This is a genomic window from Seohaeicola zhoushanensis (assembly GCF_014656415.1).
GTDB classification, from domain to species: Bacteria; Pseudomonadota; Alphaproteobacteria; order Rhodobacterales; family Rhodobacteraceae; genus Seohaeicola_A; species Seohaeicola_A zhoushanensis.
This window is the reverse complement of record NZ_BNCJ01000018.1, coordinates 1-20,021: the sequence shown is the minus strand read 5'-3', so window position 1 is coordinate 20,021 and position 20,021 is coordinate 1. Positions and strand designations below refer to the sequence as shown.

Here is a 20,021-nt window from a genome sequence, read left to right as displayed (position 1 = left end):
TTCAGGCGCCTCGCAAGAGATAAGCCGCGGACCCGTCCAGGTCCGCGGCGTTTTCATTCCCGGCTGGAAGGCGCTCTGGCCTCCCGACTCATTCTCCGCCGTAAAGCGACTCGTAGATCGGGATCAGCGTCGCGTCCTCGAACAGCGACGAGACCGAGGTGCCGTTCCAGATGTTGACGATCGCCTGGGCAAAGACCGGCGCGGTCGGCACGATACGAATATTCGTGGCGGCCTTGACCGCCTCGGTCGGCTGGATCGTGTCCGAGATCACCAGCGACTTCATCACAGAGTTCTGCACGCGCTCGACCGCCGGACCGCTCATCACGCCGTGCGAGATATAGGAGTGCACTTCCTTGGCGCCCGCCTGCATCAGCACCTCGGCCGCCTTGCAGAGCGTTCCGGCGGTGTCGCAGATGTCGTCGACGATCAGGCAGATCTTGTCCTGCACGTTGCCGATCACGGTCATCTCGGCCACTTCACCCGGCTTCTCGCGGCGCTTGTCGACGATGGCCAGCGGCGCATTCACCCGCTTGGCGAGCTCACGCGCACGCGCCACGCCGCCGACGTCGGGCGAGATCACGGTCAGCTGGTCGAGCTGGCCCTTGAAGTGGGTCCGGATATCCAGCGCGAAGATCGGCGAGGCATAGAGGTTGTCGACCGGGATGTCGAAGAAGCCTTGGATCTGCGCGGCGTGCAGGTCCATCGTCAGGATCCGCTCGATCCCGGCCTCGACCATCATGTTGGCAACCAGCTTGGCGCTGATCGGGGTGCGGGCCTTGGTGCGGCGGTCCTGGCGGGCATAGCCGAAATAGGGGATCACCGCGGTGATGCGCGCCGCCGACGACCGGCGCAGCGCATCCGAGATGATCAGCAGTTCCATCAGGTTGTCATTCGCCGGGTTCGAGGTCGGCTGGATGATGAACATGTCCTCGCCACGGACGTTCTCGAAGACCTCGACGAAGATCTCGCCGTCGTTGAACCGCTCGACCCGCGCCTCTACCAGTCCCGTGTGGGCGCCCCGGTGCATCGTCATGCGGCGGGCGATGGCTTTCGCCAAAGGCAGGTTGGCATTCCCAGCGATGAGCTTGGGTTCGGTCATGGTCGGCATTGGCGGAGTTCCCGGAGCAGCAGGGCGAATGAAGGATTCGGCTTATTGACACCGCTTAACATGGCCTTACCGTCAGGCAAAGGTTGCCTTGGGGAGAAACTTGCGCATGGCCGACATTGACTATTTCTTTGCCACCCTGTCGCCGTGGTCCTATCTCGCCGGCACAAGGCTGGAACAGATCGCGGCGCGGCATGGCGTCACCGTGGCCTACAAGCCGATCGACCTGCTGTCGGTCTTCGCCCGCACCGGCGGAGTGCCGCCCAAGGATCGTCACCCCTCGCGCAACGAATACCGTGCGCAGGAACTGCTGCGGCAGTCGGCCAAGCTGAAGATGCCCTTCAACCTGAAGCCGCAATACTGGCCGCCGAACATCGCGCCCTCGTCCTACGCCATCATCTCGGCGGCGAATTCGGGCACCGGAGATGTCGGTCCTCTGGTCCATGCCTTCCTGCGCGCCTGCTGGGCCGAGGAGAAGGACATCGCCGATCCCGACGTGATCCGTTCGGTGCTCGCCGACTGCGGCTTCGACCCGGATCTCGCCGACAAGGGGATGCTGACCGCCGCCGAAACCTATGCCGCCAATACCGAGGAAGCCGTGTCGCGCGGCGTCTTCGGCGCGCCCTTCTATATCGTCAATGCCGATGACCAGCGTTTCTGGGGCCAGGACCGGCTTGACGATCTCGACGCCTATCTGGGGGCGAAACGCAAGTGAACCGGCCGGAACGGGTCGCGCAGCCCTTGTTCTGCCGCAGCTTCGGAACCGGCCCGCGCGAGGTGATGGCCCTGCATTGCACCATGGCCCATTCCGGCGCCTGGCGCGGCCTGGCCGAGGCAATGGGGGATGTGGTGACCATTCACGCCGTCGACATGCCCAACCACGGCAAGAGCGCGGATTGGGATGGATCGGGCGATTTCCAGCAGCGCGTGGTCGACGGCGCGGCGGCGCATCTGACCCGGCCGATGGACGTGATCGGTCATTCCTTCGGCGCTACGGTGGCGCTGCGGCTGGCGGTCGACTACCCGCAGCTGGTGCGAACCGTGACGCTGATCGAGCCGGTCTACTTCGCCTTCGTGCGCGACAGCCACCCCGAGATCCTCGCCGCTGAACAGGCCGAGGCGGGCGAGTTTCACCAGGCCCTTCGCGAGGGCGACGATCTGCGCGCGGCACGGCTGTTCAACGGCGGCTGGGGCAATGCGGGTGGGCCATCCTTCGACGACCTGCCACCGCAGGCGCAACAGGCCATGGCGCGCGGCGTTCGCATCGTGCCGGCCTGCAGCCCGTCGATCATCGCGGATTGCCATGGGCTGACGGCACCCGGCGCGCTCGACAGTGCGGCAATGCCGGCAATGCTGCTGCGCGGGGCCGGCACCATCGAGATTGTCCGCCTGACCAACGCGGAAATCGCCGCGCGCCTGCCTGACGCGGTCGATCTCGCCGTGGAGGGGGCAGGGCACATGGTGCCGCTGACCCATCCGCAGCAGGTGGCCGACCTGTTGCGCGACTTCTTCGCGCGGGCGCCGCTCGGCGGGGCGGCGGGGTAAACGCCGCCCTACGCTACTTCAGCCGCGCACCAGCTCAAGGAAGCGGTCGATATTCTCTGCGCTGGCCGACCAGTCGCAGACGAGCCGGCAACCGACCACCTCGTCCGGGTCGCCCTCCAGCTCGCCGTCCCAGAGGTAATACTTCGCCCCGGCGTCGTGCAGCCGCTGGTGGGCGTGGCGCGGGAAGGCGGCAAAGATCATGTTGGCCTCGGCCGGGTGCAGGAAACTTGCGCCCGCCGCGCGCAGCCCCTCGGCCAGCCGGCTGCAGGCCGCGTTGGCCTTCGTTGCGGCCTCCAGCCAGAGACCGTCCCTCAGATAGGCTGCCATCTGCGCCGAGAGATAGCGGTGTTTCGAGAACAGATGCGCCCCGCGCTTGCGGCGTAGCTCGAACTCCCAGGCGCGGGACGGGTCGAACAGGATCACCGCCTCGACCCCCATGCAGCCGTTCTTGGTGCCGCCGAAGGAGACCACGTCGACGCCCGCCTTCCAGGTCATCTCGGCCGGCGTGCAACCCAGTGCCGCCAGCGCATTGGCAAAACGCGCGCCATCCAGGTGCACCGGCAGGCCAAACTCCTTCGCCACCTTGGTCAGCGCCGCCAGCTCGTCGAGGGAATAGACCCCGCCGCGCTCGGTCACCTGGGTCATCGATACCGGCCCGCGCTGCGGCCCATGCACCCCGCGCGTTTCTTCCTTGCCGATGGTCGCCCGCAGCGCCTCGGCGGTCATCTTGTCGCCGCCGGGCACCAGCGTCAGCTTGGCCCCGGAACTGTAGAACTCCGGCGCGTTGCACTCGTCCTCGTGGATATGGGCGACCGGAGAGCAGAAGACCGTGCCATAGGGCTGCACCAGCGTCGCCAGCGCCAGCGAATTGGCCGCCGTGCCGGTGGCGACCAGGTAGACCGCGGCCTCGGGCGCCTCGAAGACCTCACGCACCTGTGCGCGGACCTCCTCCATGATCGGATCTGCGCCATAGGGCATGGCATAGCCTTCGTTCGCCTGGGCAAGTGCGGCCATCACCTCGGGCAGAACGGGGCCGGAATTGTCGGAAGCGAAATACATCAGAGCGGTTCCTCGATCAGGTGGTCTTCCCAGTCTTCCTCGGGCACCTCGAACTCGGGAACCGTCATGCCCCGCATCGAGACGCCGGCATGATGCACGCTCTCGGGCCGCCCCGAGATCAGCGGATGCCAGTCGTAAAGGGGCCGCCCCTCGTGGACCAGCCGATAGGCGCAGGTCTGCGGCAGCCAGTAGAGATGTTCCTCGATGGTCGAGGGGCGCAGGACGATGCATTCGGGCACGAACTGGTGCCGGATCGGGTATTGCGCGCAGGCGCAGCTCTCGTCGTCGAACAGGCGGCAGGCGACGCGGGTGAGGACGACGATGCCGGTGTCCTCGTCCTCCAGCTTGTTCATGCAGCACTTGCCGCAGCCGTCGCAGAGCGCCTCCCATTCCCTTTCGGTCATGGCCTCCATCGGGATCTTTTCCCAGAAGCGGGGGCGCAGGCCCTTGCGGTCGAAACGGTCCGTCATGGGGGCGACACTACAGTCCGGGGCAGGAAAGGGAAGAGGTCAGAGCGCGCCCAGGATCACGCGCGAGCGGTCGCAGTCGGCGCCCATCTGGGCGATCAGCGCGTCGAGGCTGTCGAACTTCTCCTCGCCGCGCAGGTAGTCGACCAGCGCCACCGAAAGGGTCGACCCGTAAAGGTCGCCCGAGAAGTCGAAGAGGAAGGTCTCGAGGTTGGGCACCTCGCCGTCGAACATGGGGCGCACGCCCAGGCTCGCCGCGCCCTGGTAGTGGCCCTTGTGCGGCCCGTCGAGCACGTCGACCAGCACCGCGTAGACCCCGAAGGCCGGCAGGTGCAGCCCGCCAAGCGCCATGTTGGCGGTCGGAAAGCCAAGGTCGCGGCCGCGTTGCTCGCCGCCGATCACCGTGCCTTCGATCCGGTGCCAGTGCCCCAGCATCGCCGCCGCATCGCGCGGGCGGCCCTCGGACAGCGCCTTGCGGATCGCGGTCGACGAGACGGTAGTGTCGCTCTCGGCCAAGAGCGGCGCGATGGTCACGCCAAAGCCCATCTCGCGCCCGAAGCGGGCGAGGTCCTCGGCCGTTCCGGCGCGGCCTTTGCCAAAGCAGAAATCGGCGCCCACCACGACATGGCTCAGCCCCAGGCCCTGCACGATCACCTTGCGGGCGAATTCCTCGGGACTCAGCGAACTCATCGCCGCGTTGAAGTTCAGCTCGAAAAGGACATCGACGCCCAGCTTCTCGAGCCGGTGCCGGCGCGCATCCCGGCCCATCAGGCGGAAAGGCGGCGCCTTGGGCGCAAAGAACTCGCGCGGATGCGGCTCGAAGGTCAGCACGCCCAGCGGCGCGTCGGGCGCAGCCTTGCGGGCAATATCGATCACCGACTGGTGCCCCAGGTGCACGCCGTCGAAATTGCCGATGGCGGCGCTGGCGCCGCGATCCTCTGGCTTGACGAACTGATAATCCCGGATGATCCGCATGGCGCTTGCCTAGCCTTACGGGGCGGGGGGTGCAAGGGCCGCCGCGCGCGGTTCAGTCCAGCGATACCGGTATGGTATGCAGCCGCAACACCCCGATTTCCCGCGGTTTTCCCTGCAATCCCGAGCTCTTTGCCGGGCCGGTTGAACCTAGTCGAACTTCCGGCTCGGCGCGAGGACGGTCGCTTCGCCCACAAGCACCCTCTTGCCCTCGACCGAGCAGTGGCAGTCGAGTTGCACCCGCCGTTTGGACATGTCTATGCCGATCACCTTGACCTCGGCATAGACCATGTCGCCGGGTCGAACGGGGGCGAGGAACTTCAGCGTCTGACCCATGTAGACCGTGCCATGCCCCGGCAACTGCTCGCCGATCACCGCCGAGATCAGCCCGGCGGTCAGCATCCCGTGGGCGATGCGCCCCTCGAAGATGGTGTCGCGGGCATAGTCGTCGTCCAGGTGCACCGGGTTCCGGTCGGTCGAAACCTGCGCGAACATCTCGATATCGGCATCGGTCACCACCTTCCGCAGATGTCGGGTCATGCCCATCTCTATATCTTCGATGCAGATCGTTCCGCGCGGCAGGTTGTCCAACATGGCGTCCTCGTCTTGAAATCTGCCAAGCAACAATATTTGCGAGTCGCCGGGCTGTTCGGTAACTTTATTACTTCGCGACTGCAGAAAATCAAGCCCCAATCGGCCTATCGGAGGAAGCCGATCGAGTAGGTTGGATTGACCATTTCCCTTTCTAGATAAGCCGTTAGTTCTGCCGGATCGGGCTGGTGCACGGTTTTCGTCTCGGCGGCGGCAAGTCCACCGGTAATGAACAGGGAATCGATGTCCTCGCCCATTGCCCCGTCGATATCGGTATGCGCGCCATCGCCGATGGCGAGGATCCGCGAGTCGGGGCAGAGTTTGCCGATCTCGCTCAGACGGCGGCGGGCCAGGTCGTAGATCGGCGGATGGGGCTTGCCGAAGTAGAGGCTTTCGCCGCCCATCTCGGTATAAAGCCGCGCCAGCGCACCGGCGCACCATTCCCGCACGCCGCCGCGGTCGACCACGATGTCGGGGTTGGCGCAGAGCAGCTTCAGCCCCTTCTGCTTGGCATAGAGGAAGACCGGGCGGTTCACCTCCGGATCGGCCTGCGGGTCGTCGGGGCCAAGGCAGGCGATGCCCTCGGCCTGCTCCAGCGCGACCTTCTCGATGGCGACCGGATTTTCGACGACATGCGGCGGGGTGAAGAAGCCGTTGTCGGTTGCCTGGTTGCCCATGAACAGCACCTTGCTGCCGATCGCTCCCTGGAACATCGCCACGCGGGCGCTGTCGCCCGAGGTGGCGATGGTGTCCCAGGCGTCTTCCGGCACACCGAAGCCGGCGATCTGGCGTTTCACATCGGCGCGCGGGCGCGGAGCATTGGTCAGCAGCACCACGGTGCCGCCCTTGGCGCGGAAGGCCCGCAGCGCCTCGACCGCCTCGGGATGCGCTTCCACGCCGTCATGGACGCAGCCCCAGAGGTCGACGAAGGCGGCATCGTAGCGGTCGGAGATCTCGGAGAGGGCGGCGATGATCTGGGTCATGTCTGGGCTTTCACGGGTTGTGTCGCTCCGTTGTAGGCCCCTTCGCCGGCAAAGCCCAGAACCGGCAGGTCAGTGTTCGCGCGCTTTCTGGAAGAATCGGTGATTGCCCGGTTGGGGTTTTGTTCCGAAGCCGGAGCGACTTGGCTGCAGGTTGCTTGCCGGTGCGGCCCGGACCGGCGCGGCCCAGGTCTTCTGCGGCAAGCTCGGCATCGCGAGAATGAGCCCGCCCAGTCCGATCCAGAGAAACGGCACCACGTTGAGCGCGGCCGCGAAGGGCTGCTTGCGCGTCTTGTGGCGGAACTGGTGCTGGGCGACCTTGGCGCCGAGCCATCCTCCGGCGAAGGAGAGCGCCAGGAGCTGCGCCTCGGGGATGCGCCACCAGCCTGCCACCGCGCGGCGCTTGTCGGCTCGGAAGGCGAGCCAGGCAAAGGTGTTGATGAAAATCAACCAGTTCAGCAATGCAATCGTCATGCCCGCATCCGGACACGAAAAAGGCGGCGCCAATATGACGCCGCCGTGGGTCTTTCGGTCAGATCAGAGCGCCAGCGCCGGGATGATCTGCTTCTTGCGGCTCATGATGCCAGGCAGGACGACCGAGTCGCCGCTGACCGAAGCGCCGAAGCTCTTTTCGGCGACGGTCTTCACTAGGTCGTTGGGGACCAGCAGGGTGGCTTCCTCGTTCAGGATGTCGACCACGAAGAGCAGCACCTGGTCGGCTCCGTCCTCGGCGGCGACGCCGGGCATGGCGGCCATCAGTGCGGCCTTGCGGTCGAGCACGGTCTTGGGCGAGGTGGTTTCCAGGACCGAGACGCGGAACTGCTTGCCGCCGACTTCGTATTCCTTGGAATCCATCCGCAGCAGCTCGGCCTCGGTGAAGTCGGACACGTCGGACTTGGCGGCGAACATTTCGGCGGCGTAGTCGGCGACGTTCACGCCCAGCTCGGCGGCGAGGGCTTCGGCGACGGCCTTGTCATGGGCGGTGGTGGTGGGCGAGCGATATTCCAGCGTGTCCGACAGGATGCAGGTCAGCATGGCGCCCTTCACGGCCTTCGGCATCTTCGCCATGTCGGCGCCGATCAGGTCGTGCATGATGGTGGCGGTGCAGGCCAGCGGGCGGACGGTGATGTCGATCGGGCCCTTGGTTTCCAGCCCGCCGACCAGCTTGTGGTGGTCGATGATGGCCTGGATGTCGGCGTCGTTGATGTTGGCGGGCAGTTCGGCCGGGTTGTTGGTGTCGACGATCACCACCGGGGCGCCGGCCTCGACGCCGGGGATGATGGCGGGCTTGGGCAGGTCCCAGCGCTTGAGCATGAAGGCGGCTTCGGTGTTGGGCTCGCCCAGCAGCTTCGGCTCGGCGGGGGTGCCTTTCACCTCGGAGAGATACCAGGCCCAAATGATGGGCGAGCCGGTGGAGTCGGTGTCGGGGGATTTGTGGCCGAAGACTTGGATGGTCATGGGATGTGTCCTGTAGAGCGGAAAAGGGATTTGGCGCGCCTTATAGGAGGGGCGCGGGGCCTTGTCACGGGGGCGCGGCAGGGGGTGTCTGCGACCTAAGGTCTGGGCCTGCGAGGGGGCGTTTTCGGGTGTCCCAGCTAGGACGGGGGGTCAAGTATCTGATTCAAAAAGAAATAACGAGAGAGTGTTTCTGGGACATGTTTTTGGAGGTCGTGCGGGCAGCGAAAGGAGGGCCATTTTCGGCCTGGATTATTGGCCGAGTATCGGCGGCAGGTCGCGGGCGGCGCAATGCGGCCGCAGATCGCCTCCGCGCCGGAAGGTTCGGCGAGGCTGCGCGAATATTCCTTGTAATGTCGGGTGAGGACGCCTATCTGTGACAGGCTTACGTTTCTTCTCTTCGATATGCTGCTTCCGCTTACCCGGTTTCGGTTGACCGACTTGGATCGACTTTCGCCGGGCTGCCGCAATCTCGCGGGCAGCATTCTATAGGAGAACACGGTTATGGCCAATGGCACCGTGAAATGGTTCAACACCACCAAGGGCTTCGGCTTCATCCAGCCGGAACAGGGCAGCAAGGACATCTTCCTGCACATTTCCGCTGTCGAGCGCGCCGGCATCAACCGTCTCGATGACGGTCAGAAGGTGACCTTCGACATCGAAACCGGCCGCGACGGCCGCGAGTCCGCCAGCAACCTGGCGCTCGCTTGAAGCTGTCGCTGGAAGACCTGCTTGCGGGTGTTCCGGCCCAGGACGGAAATGGCGGCGAACTTCTGAAGCCGAACCTTTCCGCCAAGAAAAAGGCCAATGAGCCGGTTACCCAGCTCGACAAGACCACCACGAACGCCAAGCGCGTTCTGGAGGATGAGGCCGAGGCGCGCGCCGTGAAGACGGCGCGCCTGAAGTCCGCGCGAGAAGAGCGAGACGCCAGCGAGGCGGATTGACCGCTTTGCGCGACACCGTCGTGGCGGTCGCCCCAGATTGGCGCTGCCCAGGTCCAGATTACCGGAGTTCCTGGCAAGCGTGTCGAACGGAAGGATCCCCCTCGGGGTTCGCCCGGTCGCATTGTGACTTGCCCGGAGGATCTGCGGCAAGGCTCGCCTTGCCGCAGATTCCGGTATGAGCAATTCTCTCAAGGAGATCGATCATGGGTTATTCCGTCCCGAAGAAACAGCTGGACCTCAGGGAATTCCTGAGCAAGCCGGCAACAAAGCGTCCTGGAAGCAATGGCTTCGGATTCCGCAAATTCCCGACGGTGAAAGCGAAGCCGGTCGAGGACACGCGCGAAGAACAGGAAGACAACGAAGGCTGACAGCCTTCCGCAGCCAGACGTCGCAACGCCGCGACGCGACCCACCGGCGATTCCGCCGCGAAAGATGCTGACCGATATCGGGGGCGGGCAGGATGCCAGCCGCCGAAGCCGGAAGCGAACCGGGGCATTGGGCTCCGGACCAATCTTGATACCGACGCCGGCCCTTGAGGGGGCCTGGCGCAGGCCTGCACGACTGTTACGGCCGGTATCCCTGTAATCGAAAGACACCAAGAATGATGGAAATTCAGTGGGGCCAGCCTTTGGTCCTTATCAGCCCGCAGGATGGCGAAGCCGAACGGTTTGGCACGATCGAGAAGGCCAATTACTGGCTGCGCCGGAAATGGCCCATATCCGACAGGGCCCGCGACACCGCGATGGACCGGATCGAGTCGGCGATGGACTGCATGGTCCCGGTCGAAGAGGCGCGCCGCGCCTTCCTGCTCGCGGCCGTTTCGGCCGGTTTCAAACCGGGCGCCGCGATGTAACTGCGCGGACCCGTGGCGCTGCGCGCGTTTCGGCTGCGCGCCCGCCTCTGTCCGGCCCGTTTGCGGGATGGCGGGCATCGGCCTTGCGAGGCCCAGATCCGAGCGCTTGAGGCTGACGGCCCGGTGTTGTCGGCGTGCTTACCGGGCGCGCCGGAAAAGGCATGTCTGGGCGGTTCCAAAAATTTTCGTTTTTTCCATTAAAATCAATATCCTGGTTTAAATGATATGTATGCTTCTCTTTTTTGTTGACGACTCCATGTGGCGTCGCAATAATATGCCTACTTATTAAGTCGCGGGTGCGCCGCGACGTCCTGGGGAGGATCGACAGCGCAAAGGTTCGGACAAGGACGCGCAGCGCGGGCTGCGGACGCTTGCCCCCGGCGTGGTCTGGGCCTCTGCTCTTTGCTTTCCGCCCATCGGCGGCTGATCTGAAAGGAGACCGTCATGTCCGACCTTCCCATCATCATCGCCGGCGGCGGCATCGGTGGTCTGGCCACCGCCTGCGGGCTGGCGCGCAAGGGCGTGCGTTCGATCGTTGTCGAACAGGCGCCGCAACTGGGCGAGATCGGCGCCGGCATCCAGATCGGGCCGAACGCCTTCCACTGCTTCGACTACCTGGGCGTGGGCGACGAGGCGCGGGCGGTGGCGGTCTATATCGACCAGCTGCGCCTGATGGATGCGCAGACCGCCGAGAACATCACCCACATCCCGCTGGATGAGCCTTTCCGCAAGTTCTATGGCAACCCCTATGCGGTGGTGCACCGCGCCGACCTGCACGGGGTGCTGCTGCGCTATTGCGAGGCCAGCCCGCTGGTCGACATCCGCACCAGCCATGTCGTGACCGGCTATGAGCAGGACGGCACCAGCGTGTCGCTGCTGGTCAAGGACCGCGACCCGATCAAGGGGCGGTTGCTGATCGCGGCCGAGGGGCTGCGCTCGCCCATCCGGGCGCAGATGATCGGCGACGGCGAGCCGCGCATCTCGGGGCATACGACCTATCGTTCGGTCATTCCGACCGAGCAGATGCCGGAAGACCTGCGCTGGAACGCGGCGACGCTCTGGGCCGGGCCGAAGTGCCATATCGTGCACTACCCGCTGAAGGGCTGGAAGGTGTTCAACCTTGTCGTGACCTATCACCGTGACGTGCAGGAGGCGATTGCCGGCCGCCCGGTGTCGAAGGAGGAGGTCGCGCAGGGGTTCGAGCATATCCACCCCAAGGCGCGCCAGATCATCGAGCACGGGTCGGACTGGAAGCTCTGGGTGCTGTGCGACCGCGAGCCGATCTCGAACTGGGTCGACGGGCGGGTGGCGCTGCTGGGCGATGCGGCGCATCCGATGCTGCAGTATTTCGCGCAGGGTGCCTGCATGGCGATGGAGGATGCGGTGGCGCTGTCGCATTGCATCGAGAACTTCGGAGCGGATGGTGAGTTGGCGCTGCAACGCTATCAGGACATGCGCCGGGTGCGCACGGCGCGGGTGCAGATGAACTCGCGGCTGATCGGCGAATACATCTACCACCCCGACGACGCCAAGGCGGCGGTGCGCAACCACGTGATGCGCGGGATGTCGGCCGAGGATTGGTACAACCAGCTGAACTGGCTCTACGGGTCGAACGGTCTGGGCGCCTGAGCGGCGCCGCCTCCGGATTACACGAGAAGGAATGACTACCTTGGCACTTGTCTTTGAACCCCAGCCGATTCCCACCCTGGCCGTTGCCGGCTCCGAGGACCGCATCCCGGTGCGGCGCATCTTCTGCATCGGGCGCAACTATGCCGCCCATGCGCGCGAGATGGGCAAGGACCCGGACCGCGATCCGCCGTTCTTCTTCCTGAAGCCCGCGGATGCGGTGGTCGAGGACGGGGCCACGGTGCCCTATCCGCCGCAGACCGGGAACTTCCACTACGAGGCCGAGCTGGTCGCGGTGATCGGCACCGGCGGGCGCGATATACCGGAGGAGCGCGCGCTGGACCACGTCTGGGGCTATGCGGTGGGCAACGACCTGACCCGGCGCGACCTGCAGCTGAAGGCGCGCGAGCAGGGGCGGCCCTGGGATCTGGGCAAGGGCTTCGATCAGTCGGCGCCGATCGCGCCGGTGCATCCGGTGGCGAAGGTCGGGCATCCGTCGAAGGGGTCGATCCGGCTCACCGTCAACGGCGAGGTCAAGCAGGATGCGGACCTGGCGGAGCTGATCTGGTCGGTGCCCGAGATGATCTCGATCCTGTCGCACTCGATGGCGCTGCTGCCGGGCGATGTCATCATGACCGGCACCCCCGCCGGTGTCGGCCCGCTGGTCGAGGGCGATGTCTGTGTCGTGTCGATCGATGGGCTGGGCGATCTGACCACCACCATCGGGCCGCGGCAATGACGCTGAAGCTGCACAACTTCTTCCGCTCGTCGACCTCGACCCGGTTGCGGGCGGCGCTGAACCTCAAGGGGCTGGACTACGAGTATGTCGCCTATGTCCTGCGCGACGGCGAGACCAAGACGCCCGAGTATCTGGCGCGCAACCCGCAGGGGCTGGTGCCGACGCTGGAGCTGGAGGACGGTACCAACCTCGGCCAGTCGCTGGCGATCATCGAATGGCTCGAGGAGACCTATCCCGAGCCGGCGCTGCTGCCGGCCGACCCGCTCGGCCGGGCGCGGGTGCGGGCGTTGGCCTATATGATCGCCTGCGAGATCCATCCGCTGAACAACCTGCGCGTACTGTTCTACGCGCGCGACAAGTTCGGGGCCGATGAAGCGGCGCAGGCGGCGTGGTTCACCCATTGGGTCACGCTGACCTTCGACGCGCTGGAGACCGCGCTGGCGACCAGCCCGGACACCGGCCGCTATTGCCACGGCGATGTGCCGGGGCTGGCCGATGTCTGCCTTTATGCGCAGGTCTGGAACAACAAGCGGTTCGACATTGCGCTTGACCGCTGGCCGACCATTGCCCGTATTTTCGGGGAGCTTGACGCGCTTCCCGCCTTCCGCGACGCCGCGCCGCCGAACCAGCCGGACGCTGCCGCCTGACACCACGCCTGCAAGGAGAGTGCCATGGACAACGCCATGCAACCCGAAGACACGCCGGAACTGCGTGCGCTGTACAAGGGGTTCGAGGACAACCACCTGAACCCGCTGTGGACCCAGACCGGCGACCTGATGCCGCTGCACCCCAAGCCGAAGGCGGTGCCGCATGTGTGGAAGTGGTCGGACCTGCTGCCGCTGGCCGAACGCTCGGGCAAGCTGGTGCCGGTGGGCCGGGGCGGCGAGCGCCGCGCCATCGGCCTGGCCAATCCGGGCCTTGGCGGGCGGGCCTATATCAGCCCGACCCTCTGGTGCGCGATCCAGTATCTCTGCCCCGGCGAGAACGCGCCCGAACACCGCCATTCGCAGAACGCCTTCCGCTTCGTGGTCGAGGGCGAGGGCGTCTGGACCGTGGTCAACGGCGACCCGGTGCGGATGTCGCGGGGCGACCTGCTGCTGACGCCGGGCTGGAATTTCCACGGCCATCACAACGTGGCACAGGAGCCGATGGCCTGGATCGACGGGCTGGACATTCCGTTCAGCCAGCAGATGGACGTGGGCTTCTTCGAGTTCGGCGCCGAGCGGGTCACCGACAACGCCACGCCGAATTACAGCCAGGGCGAGCGTCTCTGGTGCCATCCGGGCCTGCGGCCGCTGTCGCAGCTTCAGGACACGGTGTCCTCGCCCATCGGCGCCTATCGCTGGGAGTTCACCGACCAGGCGCTGACGCAGCAGCTGCTGCTGGAGGACGAGGGCGTGCCCGCGACCGTGGGGCTGGGTCATGCGGCGATCCGCTATGTGAACCCGACCAATGGCGGCGACGTGATGCCGACCATCCGCTGCGAGTTCCACCGCCTGCGGGCCGGCACCTCGACCCCGGCGCGGCAGGAGGTCGGTTCCTCGGTGTTCCAGGTCTTCGAGGGCTCGGGCGCGGTGGTGCTGGGCGGCGAGACCCGCAAGCTGGAGAAGGGCGATATCTTCGTGGTGCCGTCCTGGGTGTCGTGGAGCCTTCAGGCCGAGACGCAGTTCGACCTGTTCCGCTTCTCGGATGCGCCGATCATGGAACGGCTGAGCTTCATGCGCACCATGGTCGAAGGGGCATGACATCGGGCGAGGCCGCCGCGCTCGAGGCGCTGCGTGCGCGGCAGGGGGCGGGGGCGCGGTTCGATGCCGCGACCGCGCCGCATGACGACCTGTTGATGGCGCGGCGCGGCACGGCCTATTTCGCGCGCAAGCTGAACGAACTGGACGATGCGGCGCTGGACGCCGCCTCGCTGCGCGCGGGCTGGAGCCGGCGGGCGCTGATTGCGCATGTCAGCTATCACGCGCGGGGGCTGGCGCGGCTGGTGGAAGGTGCCCGCACGGGCGAGGCGCTGGCGATGTATCCCTCGGCCGAGGCCCGCGACGCCGAGGTCGAGCTGGGCGCGACGCTGCCGGCGCAGGCGCTGCGGCATCTCTTCACCCATACGGCCCGGCATCTGGATATCGAGTGGCGCGACCTTTCGGATGCCGGCTGGGACGTGCCTGTGGCGCTGCTCGACGGCACCATGGTCGCGGTGCGCGAGACCCCGTGCCTGCGCGCGGCCGAGATCTGGCACGCGGCCATCGACCTGGGCAACGGCGGGCGGGTGACGGACATGCCCGAGGCGCTGCGCCGCTGAGCGCTTTCCCTTGCCGGATGGCCCTGAATGCGAAGCGCCCCGGAGGTTTCCCTCCGGGGCGCTTGTGTTTTGGTGCTTGGCCTTGGTTCAGCCCGCGATGGCCCTGGGCAGCCAGGTGACGATCTGCGGGAAGGCGAAGAGCAGCGCGATGGCGATGATCTGGAGCATCACGAAGGGAATGATGCCGCGGTAGATCGTCGAGGTCGGCAGGCTGTCGGGCGCCACGCCGCGCAGGTAGAACAGCGCGAAGCCGAAGGGCGGCGTGAGGAACGAGGTCTGCAGGTTCACGCCGACGATCACGCCCAGCCAGACCGGGTCGACATCGAGCGCCAGCAGCACCGGCGCGGTGATCGGGATCACGATGAAGATGATCTCGAAGGTGTCGAGGATGAAGCCCAGGAAGAACATGATGAGCATGACCACGGCCACCGCGGCGAGGCGTCCGCCGGGCAGGGTGCTCAGGAACTCGTGCACCAGGTTGTCGCCGCCCATCATGCGGAACACCACCGAGAAGACCGATGCGCCAAGCAGGATGACGAAGACCATGCTGGTGATGGTCGCGGTCGAGATGATGGTCGACTTCAGCACGTCGAAGTTCAGCCGCAGCCGCACCGCGGCGAGGATCATCGCGCCGACGGCACCCACCGAGGCGGCTTCGGTCGGGGTGGCGATGCCGCCGAGGATCGAGCCGAGCACGGCCAGGATCAGCAGCAGCGGCGGCAGCAGGGCCACCATCACCTCGCGGCCGAGGGATTTCTTCTCGTCCTGCGGCACCGGCGTTGCCGGGCAGGATGCGGGATCGGTGACCGCCTTGAAGACCATGTAGCCGAGGTAGAGCCCGACCAGCATGAGGCTCGGCAGCATCGCGCCGGCGAAGAGGTCGCCGACCGAGACCGGCACCGGGGCGAAGTTGCCCTTGGCCATCTGCACCTGGCTGTTTATGCCCGAGAGCATGTCGCCCATGAAGATCAGCACGGTCGAGGGGGGCACGATCTGGCCCAGCGTGCCGCTGGCGCATATCACGCCGGTGGCAAGCTTGGGGTCATAGCCCGCGCGCAGCATCGCCGGCAACGAGATCAGGCCCATCGTCACCACGGTGGCGCCGACCACGCCGGTCGAGGCGGCGAGCATGGCACCCACCACGATCACCGAGATGCCGAGGCCGCCGCGCAGGTTGCCGAAGAGCTTGCCCATGGTCATCAGCAGCTGTTCGGCGATCTGGCTGCGTTCCAGCATCACGCCCATGAAGATGAACAGGGGCACCGCGACCAGCACCTCGTTGGTCATGAAGCCGATGTAGCGGTTCGGCAGCGAGCCGAAGTTCGACGGGTCGAAGACGCCGAACCACATGCCGACGCTGCCGAAGAGCAGCGAGACGCCGGCGAGCGTGAAGGCGACCGGGAAGCCGATCAGCAGGAAGGCAATCACGCCGAAGAACATGGTGGCGGCGAGGATTTCGCCGATCAGGACGGGGTCCATCAGACGGCCTCCTCGTGGGTGCCGACGGCCTTCTGGTCGGCGGAATACTGTATTGCAGGGGGCACCAGTTCGGGGCGGCCGGCCAGGACGAGGATCGAGCGGATCAGCAGGGCGATGCCTTGCAGCGCCAGCACCGCCGTGAAGGCGATGATGAAGCTCTTGAGGATGTAGAGGCCGGGCATCCCGCCGACGTTCGCCGAGGCCTCGTGATAGCCCCAGGCGCGGATCACGAAGGGCATCGAATAGGTGTAGACCACCCAGCAGAAGGGCATCAGGAAAACGATGATGCCGATCAGGTCGGCCAGGGCGCGGGTTCGGACCTTGGCGGGGCGGTAGAAGATGTCGACGCGGACGTGATCGTCGCGCAGCAGGGCGAATCCCGCTACCGCGGTGAACATCGCGCCGTTCATCCAGATGTAGAGGTCCTGCATCCAGACGAAGCTGGTCGCGAAGACATAGCGCAGCACCACCACCGCGAAGCAGACCAGGACGATGCCGAGGGCAAGCCAGGAAAACACCTTGCCGATGAATTGGTTAAGGCCGCAGATCAGCGAGGCCAACCAAGCTAGCATGCGCATGACGTGTTTCCTATCCTCCGTGGGTGAGGGGTGCAGTCGTTTCAGGCCGAGAAGGCGCCGGGGCCGCGACGGGCCGTGCGTCAGGACCGGCCCGTATGAACGCCGAATGGCCCGGACTGTCAATCCGGGCCATCCAGTACTGTGTCGCGATGTCAGATCGTGAAGTATTTCTCACGGGCCTGGACAAAGGCGCCATCGGTGTCGCGCGACCGGGTGCGCACGATGTTGAGCGACGAGATGAAGCTCTCGGCGGTCTTCTTGACCAGCGGGTCGCTCGAGTCGCGCAGGCCGATCATGATTTCCTTGGCGGCTTCGGCGCCGGCCTGGAGGATCTCTTCGGGGAACTGCTTGACCTGCACGCCGTGGTCGTTGATCAGCGTCTGCAGCGCGCGCGGGTCGTTGGCGTAGAAGTCGGATGCGACCTGGTCGTATTCGGCCTGGCAGACGTCCTTGACGAGGGCCTGCAGATCAGCCGGCAGAGCCTGGTATTTCTTCTTGTCGACAACCAGCTCGGTGGCGAGGCCGGGTTCCACGAAGGACGGGAAGTAGTAGTTCTTCGCGACCTGGTAGAAGCCGAGGGCGAGGTCGTTGTAGGGTCCGACGAATTCGGCCGCGTCGAGCGTGCCCGATTGCAGCGCCTGGAAGATCTCGCCGGCTGCCATGTTGGTCACGGTTGCGCCCAGCTTCTCCCAAACGCGGCCGCCGAGGCCGGGGGTGCGGAAGCGCAGGCCCTTGACCGAGTCCACGCCGGTCAGCTCGTTGCGGAACCAGCCGCCGGCCTGGGTGCCGGTGTCGCCCGACAGGAAGCCCTGCACGCCGAACTGGTCATAGATCTCGTCCCAGATCTCCTGGCCGCCCATGTAGCGGACCCAGGCGGTCAGCTCGCGCGAGGTCATGCCGAAGGGCACGCCGGTGAAGAACGACAGCGCGGGCGACTTGTTCTGCCAGTAGTAGGCGGCGCCGTGGCTCATCTCGGCGGTGCCGTCGATCACGGCGTCGAGCGATTGCAGCGGCGGAACCAGTTCGCCGGCCGAGAAGACCTGAACCGTCAGGCGGCCGCCCGAAGCGGCGGTGATGCGATCGGCAAGCCGCTGTGCACCGACGCCGAGGCCGGGAAAGTTCTTCGGCCAGGTGGTGACCATGCGCCAGGTGATGTTGCCCTGCGCAATTGCAGGTGCAGCCAGCGCAGTCGCGGCGGCAGCCGCACCAAGCGTCCCCGCCTTGCGGATAAAGGAACGACGATCCATAGTAATCCTCCGGAATTTTGCTTTGTGGAACGACCCGCGCCGGGCCTGAAAGTCCACCACGCGGGAATTAATCGGGCAAAAACGCAAATGTCCATAGTTTGCGTAACGGAATTGCTACAACTGCTCGTGAAGATTTGATCGAGATCGAATTGAACCGTTTCAGCGACAGTTTGTTGCGGGCCATTGCGGGGGCTCAGGTGCCGCGGAAGCCGGGGCTGCGCTTGGCGGCGAAGGCGGCGATGCCCTCGCGCGCATCGGCGGTGCGGCTGACCTCGACGATGGTGTCGACCTCGGCGCGCAGCTGATCTGGCAGGCCGGTCTCGAAGGACTGGCGCAGCAGGCGGCGGATGCCGCCGAAGGCGCGGGTGGGGCCGGCGGCGAGGCGCGAGACCATGGCGGCGGCCTCGGCTTCGAGCGCGGCATCGGGGCAGACACGGGTGACGAGGCCGAAGGCCAGCGCCTCATCGGCGCCGAAACGGGTGTTCAGCAGGAACAGCTCGCGCGCCCGCTGCATCCCCACCAGCCGGGGCAGGAACCAGGTGCTGCCGCCGTCCGAGGTGAGGCCGAGGCGGCCATAGCCCAGCACGAATTGCGCGGTATCCGAGGCGATGGTGATATCGGCGACATAGAGCAGCCCCAGCCCGCCACCGCCCGCGCCGCCCCGGATCGCCGCGACGATGGGCGCGTCGAGCGCCATCAGCCGTTCCATCGCGAGGTGATAGCGGTCGATCATGCGGCGCAGGCGGTTGGGCAGCTCCTCGGCCGAGGTGCCGGCGAAGAAGTCGAGATCGCCGCCCAGTGTGAAATGCGGCCCGTTGCCGGTGATGAGCACGGCGCGCAGGCCCGGCGCCTCGGCCAGGCGGTTGGCGGCGTCGAGCAGGTCGACCGTGACCTGTTCGTTGATCGCATTGCCCTTGGCCGGGCGGTTCAGGCGCAGGACGGCGATGCCTTCGGCGATGTCGAGCGTGACCGTAGGCGCGGGCGCGGCCGCCTGGTGCCAGCGGTGGGTGTCGGTGTGCTGGTCGAGGCTGGCGATCTGCCCGTCGGCGAAGCCGATAACATGGATGAAAGCGGCGTCGAGTTCCGCGCCGCCCTGTCCCTGCCCACGATAGCGGCCGGTGACCAGCAGGCGGCCGTTTTCGAGCTGGATGAAATGCTCGGGCTCGACGCGGGCCTCGAAGTTGCGCGCGATCCGGCCCCAGACGTTGCGCCGCATCGCCTCGGGCCCGTCGTGCGGACCGCCGATGCCGAAGGGCATTCCCTCGGCGGCATGGCCCTGGAAGGCGGGGTGGAGCAGGGCGGCCAGCGCCTCGCGGTCGCCGGCGGCAAGCGCGGCGTAGAGGGCGCGGGCGATATCGGCGTTCTGGGGCATGGGGCGCGCTCCTGTTCGGGGTCAGACCCGTTCGATGATGATGGCCGGGGCCATGCCGCCGGCGGCGCACATGGTGACCAGCCCGCGGTGCAGGTCGCGGCGTTCGAGCTCGTCGAGCAGGGTGCCGATCAGCATGGCGCCGGTGGCCCCGATCGGGTGGCCGAGGGCGATGGCGCCGCCGTTGACGTTCACCCTGTCGCGGTCGAGGTCGAGGTCGCGGATGAATTTCTCGGCCACCACGGCAAAGGCCTCGTTCACCTCGAACAGATCGATGTCGGCGAGGGTCATCCCGGCCTTGTCGAGCACCTTGCGGGCGGCGGGGACGGGGCCGTTCAGCATCAGCTCGGGGCTGTCGCCGACATTGGCCATGGCGACGATGCGGGCGCGGGGTGTCCAGCCGTTGGCCTCGATGGCCTGGTGCGAGGCGATGAGCAGGGCGGCGGCGCCGTCGACCACGCCCGAGGATGTCCCGGCGTGGTGGATGTAGTTGATGTCGAGGCCCGGATAGACGCGGCGGATCAGGTCGAGCTGGGTGGTGCCCTCGTCGTCGACGGGCGATTGCGCCACCGCCTCGAAGACCGGCTTGAGCGTGGCGAGGCTGTCCAGCGTGGTCTGCGGGCGGGGGTATTCCTCGTGGTCGAGCAGGACATTGCCCTCGGCGTCGCGGACGGTGATTGTCGAGCGCGCGAAATGGCCGGCCTTGATGG

Annotated in this window: 23 protein-coding genes and 1 pseudogene; 11 read left to right on the top strand and 13 right to left on the bottom strand. The window is 66.3% G+C overall.

The genetic code is table 11. From position 1 onward, the window contains the following. Positions 1–88 precede the first annotated feature (88 nt). On the bottom strand, positions 89–1,108 hold the full coding sequence (locus IE266_RS21010) for a ribose-phosphate pyrophosphokinase (protein ID WP_189682094.1): 1,020 nt from the start codon (positions 1,106–1,108) through the stop codon (positions 89–91). A gap of 106 nt (positions 1,109–1,214) precedes the next feature. On the opposite strand from IE266_RS21010, the gene IE266_RS21005 reads away from it, so the two are divergent. Continuing rightward, on the top strand, positions 1,215–1,820 hold the full coding sequence (locus IE266_RS21005) for a 2-hydroxychromene-2-carboxylate isomerase (RefSeq protein WP_189682093.1): 606 nt from the start codon (positions 1,215–1,217) through the stop codon (positions 1,818–1,820). Next, entirely contained in the window at positions 1,817–2,650 is an 834-nt protein-coding gene (locus tag IE266_RS21000) for an alpha/beta fold hydrolase (RefSeq protein ID WP_229864359.1), read from the top strand. The genes IE266_RS21005 and IE266_RS21000 overlap by 4 nt, the downstream gene beginning before the upstream one ends. 18 nt (positions 2,651–2,668) lie before the next feature. Here the strand turns inward: IE266_RS21000 and IE266_RS20995 are convergent, their stop codons facing one another. From IE266_RS20995 to IE266_RS20965, 7 genes are all read right to left on the bottom strand, one after another. Then, positions 2,669–3,709 (bottom strand): threonine aldolase family protein, encoded by a 1,041-nt coding sequence (locus IE266_RS20995; protein ID WP_189682092.1) that lies wholly within the window; start codon positions 3,707–3,709, stop codon positions 2,669–2,671. Next, on the bottom strand, positions 3,709–4,179 hold the full coding sequence (locus tag IE266_RS20990) for a YcgN family cysteine cluster protein (protein ID WP_189682091.1): 471 nt from the start codon (positions 4,177–4,179) through the stop codon (positions 3,709–3,711). The genes IE266_RS20995 and IE266_RS20990 overlap by 1 nt, the downstream gene beginning before the upstream one ends. 39 nt (positions 4,180–4,218) lie before the next feature. Further along, entirely contained in the window at positions 4,219–5,151 is a 933-nt protein-coding gene (locus IE266_RS20985) for a bifunctional riboflavin kinase/FAD synthetase (RefSeq protein ID WP_189682090.1), read from the bottom strand. Positions 5,152–5,298: 147 nt separating this feature from the next. Further along, a complete protein-coding gene (locus tag IE266_RS20980; RefSeq protein ID WP_189682089.1) occupies positions 5,299–5,742 on the bottom strand; it encodes a MaoC family dehydratase in 444 nt (147 codons plus the stop codon). Between the two features lie 104 nt (positions 5,743–5,846). Continuing rightward, complete coding sequence (locus IE266_RS20975; RefSeq protein WP_189682088.1) at positions 5,847–6,722, bottom strand: TIGR01459 family HAD-type hydrolase; 876 nt, start codon at positions 6,720–6,722, stop codon at positions 5,847–5,849. 69 nt (positions 6,723–6,791) lie between these two features. Continuing rightward, on the bottom strand, positions 6,792–7,193 hold the full coding sequence (locus tag IE266_RS20970; protein WP_189682087.1) for a DUF1294 domain-containing protein: 402 nt from the start codon (positions 7,191–7,193) through the stop codon (positions 6,792–6,794). A 63-nt stretch (positions 7,194–7,256) separates the two neighbouring features. Then, complete coding sequence (locus tag IE266_RS20965) at positions 7,257–8,177, bottom strand: manganese-dependent inorganic pyrophosphatase (protein WP_189682086.1); 921 nt, start codon at positions 8,175–8,177, stop codon at positions 7,257–7,259. A 501-nt stretch (positions 8,178–8,678) separates the two neighbouring features. Here IE266_RS20965 and IE266_RS20960 point away from each other — a divergent pair. The 9 genes from IE266_RS20960 (at position 8,679) to IE266_RS20920 (ending at position 14,638) form a co-directional block, all read left to right on the top strand. Beyond that, positions 8,679–8,885 (top strand): cold-shock protein, encoded by a 207-nt coding sequence (locus IE266_RS20960; RefSeq protein WP_189682085.1) that lies wholly within the window; start codon positions 8,679–8,681, stop codon positions 8,883–8,885. Continuing rightward, a complete protein-coding gene (locus IE266_RS20955; protein ID WP_189682084.1) occupies positions 8,882–9,118 on the top strand; it encodes a hypothetical protein in 237 nt (78 codons plus the stop codon). The genes IE266_RS20960 and IE266_RS20955 overlap by 4 nt, the downstream gene beginning before the upstream one ends. 203 nt (positions 9,119–9,321) lie before the next feature. Then, the gene (locus IE266_RS20950; protein ID WP_189682083.1) at positions 9,322–9,486 is read left to right on the top strand and encodes a hypothetical protein; all 165 of its coding nucleotides are present in this window, start codon (positions 9,322–9,324) and stop codon (positions 9,484–9,486) included. A 233-nt stretch (positions 9,487–9,719) separates the two neighbouring features. Beyond that, a complete protein-coding gene (locus IE266_RS20945; protein WP_189682082.1) occupies positions 9,720–9,971 on the top strand; it encodes a DUF982 domain-containing protein in 252 nt (83 codons plus the stop codon). Positions 9,972–10,415: 444 nt separating this feature from the next. Then, on the top strand, positions 10,416–11,600 hold the full coding sequence (locus IE266_RS20940) for a 3-hydroxybenzoate 6-monooxygenase (protein ID WP_189682081.1): 1,185 nt from the start codon (positions 10,416–10,418) through the stop codon (positions 11,598–11,600). Positions 11,601–11,631: 31 nt separating this feature from the next. Next, the gene (locus IE266_RS20935) at positions 11,632–12,336 is read left to right on the top strand and encodes a fumarylacetoacetate hydrolase family protein (RefSeq protein ID WP_189682080.1); all 705 of its coding nucleotides are present in this window, start codon (positions 11,632–11,634) and stop codon (positions 12,334–12,336) included. Beyond that, complete coding sequence (gene maiA / locus IE266_RS20930; protein WP_189682079.1) at positions 12,333–12,983, top strand: maleylacetoacetate isomerase; 651 nt, start codon at positions 12,333–12,335, stop codon at positions 12,981–12,983. Before IE266_RS20935 ends, maiA begins: the two co-directional genes overlap by 4 nt. Positions 12,984–13,007: 24 nt before the next feature. Further along, positions 13,008–14,081, top strand: a complete 1,074-nt coding sequence (locus tag IE266_RS20925) for a cupin domain-containing protein (protein WP_229864355.1) — start codon at positions 13,008–13,010, stop codon at positions 14,079–14,081. Then, positions 14,078–14,638: a maleylpyruvate isomerase N-terminal domain-containing protein gene (locus IE266_RS20920; protein ID WP_189682078.1), complete on the top strand. Its 561-nt coding sequence runs from the start codon at positions 14,078–14,080 to the stop codon at positions 14,636–14,638. Before IE266_RS20925 ends, IE266_RS20920 begins: the two co-directional genes overlap by 4 nt. 87 nt (positions 14,639–14,725) lie before the next feature. Here IE266_RS20920 and IE266_RS20915 read toward each other — a convergent pair whose 3' ends face one another. The 5 genes and pseudogenes from IE266_RS20915 to IE266_RS20895 form a co-directional block, all read right to left on the bottom strand. Then, entirely contained in the window at positions 14,726–16,117 is a 1,392-nt protein-coding gene (locus tag IE266_RS20915) for a TRAP transporter large permease (RefSeq protein ID WP_189682077.1), read from the bottom strand. Then, on the bottom strand, positions 16,117–16,695 hold the full coding sequence (locus IE266_RS20910; protein ID WP_189682076.1) for a TRAP transporter small permease subunit: 579 nt from the start codon (positions 16,693–16,695) through the stop codon (positions 16,117–16,119). Before IE266_RS20910 ends, IE266_RS20915 begins: the two co-directional genes overlap by 1 nt. 152 nt (positions 16,696–16,847) lie before the next feature. Next, positions 16,848–17,942, bottom strand: a complete 1,095-nt coding sequence (locus IE266_RS20905) for a TRAP transporter substrate-binding protein (protein ID WP_189682075.1) — start codon at positions 17,940–17,942, stop codon at positions 16,848–16,850. 193 nt (positions 17,943–18,135) lie between these two features. Further along, complete coding sequence (locus IE266_RS20900) at positions 18,136–19,314, bottom strand: enoyl-CoA hydratase-related protein (RefSeq protein ID WP_189682074.1); 1,179 nt, start codon at positions 19,312–19,314, stop codon at positions 18,136–18,138. Positions 19,315–19,335: 21 nt separating this feature from the next. Further along, positions 19,336–20,021 (bottom strand): annotated as a pseudogene (locus tag IE266_RS20895) (acetyl-CoA C-acyltransferase); the annotation flags it as partial.

What these genes read in the sequence shown, in the direction of transcription:
- IE266_RS21010 (WP_189682094.1), bottom strand. Translation starts at nt 1,108, where the DNA reads ATGCCGACCATGACCGAACCCAAGCTCATCGCTGGGAATGCCAACCTG.
- IE266_RS21005 (WP_189682093.1), top strand. Translation starts at nt 1,215, where the DNA reads ATGGCCGACATTGACTATTTCTTTGCCACCCTGTCGCCGTGGTCCTAT.
- IE266_RS20915 (WP_189682077.1), bottom strand. Translation starts at nt 16,117, where the DNA reads ATGGACCCCGTCCTGATCGGCGAAATCCTCGCCGCCACCATGTTCTTC.
- IE266_RS20940 (WP_189682081.1), top strand. Translation starts at nt 10,416, where the DNA reads ATGTCCGACCTTCCCATCATCATCGCCGGCGGCGGCATCGGTGGTCTG.
- IE266_RS20980 (WP_189682089.1), bottom strand. Translation starts at nt 5,742, where the DNA reads ATGTTGGACAACCTGCCGCGCGGAACGATCTGCATCGAAGATATAGAG.
- IE266_RS20920 (WP_189682078.1), top strand. Translation starts at nt 14,078, where the DNA reads ATGACATCGGGCGAGGCCGCCGCGCTCGAGGCGCTGCGTGCGCGGCAG.
- maiA (WP_189682079.1), top strand. Translation starts at nt 12,333, where the DNA reads ATGACGCTGAAGCTGCACAACTTCTTCCGCTCGTCGACCTCGACCCGG.
- IE266_RS20990 (WP_189682091.1), bottom strand. Translation starts at nt 4,179, where the DNA reads ATGACGGACCGTTTCGACCGCAAGGGCCTGCGCCCCCGCTTCTGGGAA.
- IE266_RS20985 (WP_189682090.1), bottom strand. Translation starts at nt 5,151, where the DNA reads ATGCGGATCATCCGGGATTATCAGTTCGTCAAGCCAGAGGATCGCGGC.
- IE266_RS20905 (WP_189682075.1), bottom strand. Translation starts at nt 17,942, where the DNA reads ATGGATCGTCGTTCCTTTATCCGCAAGGCGGGGACGCTTGGTGCGGCT.
- IE266_RS20970 (WP_189682087.1), bottom strand. Translation starts at nt 7,193, where the DNA reads ATGACGATTGCATTGCTGAACTGGTTGATTTTCATCAACACCTTTGCC.
- IE266_RS20950 (WP_189682083.1), top strand. Translation starts at nt 9,322, where the DNA reads ATGGGTTATTCCGTCCCGAAGAAACAGCTGGACCTCAGGGAATTCCTG.
- IE266_RS20965 (WP_189682086.1), bottom strand. Translation starts at nt 8,177, where the DNA reads ATGACCATCCAAGTCTTCGGCCACAAATCCCCCGACACCGACTCCACC.
- IE266_RS20935 (WP_189682080.1), top strand. Translation starts at nt 11,632, where the DNA reads ATGACTACCTTGGCACTTGTCTTTGAACCCCAGCCGATTCCCACCCTG.
- IE266_RS20975 (WP_189682088.1), bottom strand. Translation starts at nt 6,722, where the DNA reads ATGACCCAGATCATCGCCGCCCTCTCCGAGATCTCCGACCGCTACGAT.
- IE266_RS20995 (WP_189682092.1), bottom strand. Translation starts at nt 3,709, where the DNA reads ATGTATTTCGCTTCCGACAATTCCGGCCCCGTTCTGCCCGAGGTGATG.
- IE266_RS20945 (WP_189682082.1), top strand. Translation starts at nt 9,720, where the DNA reads ATGATGGAAATTCAGTGGGGCCAGCCTTTGGTCCTTATCAGCCCGCAG.
- IE266_RS20925 (WP_229864355.1), top strand. Translation starts at nt 13,008, where the DNA reads ATGGACAACGCCATGCAACCCGAAGACACGCCGGAACTGCGTGCGCTG.
- IE266_RS20900 (WP_189682074.1), bottom strand. Translation starts at nt 19,314, where the DNA reads ATGCCCCAGAACGCCGATATCGCCCGCGCCCTCTACGCCGCGCTTGCC.
- IE266_RS20910 (WP_189682076.1), bottom strand. Translation starts at nt 16,695, where the DNA reads ATGCGCATGCTAGCTTGGTTGGCCTCGCTGATCTGCGGCCTTAACCAA.
- IE266_RS20960 (WP_189682085.1), top strand. Translation starts at nt 8,679, where the DNA reads ATGGCCAATGGCACCGTGAAATGGTTCAACACCACCAAGGGCTTCGGC.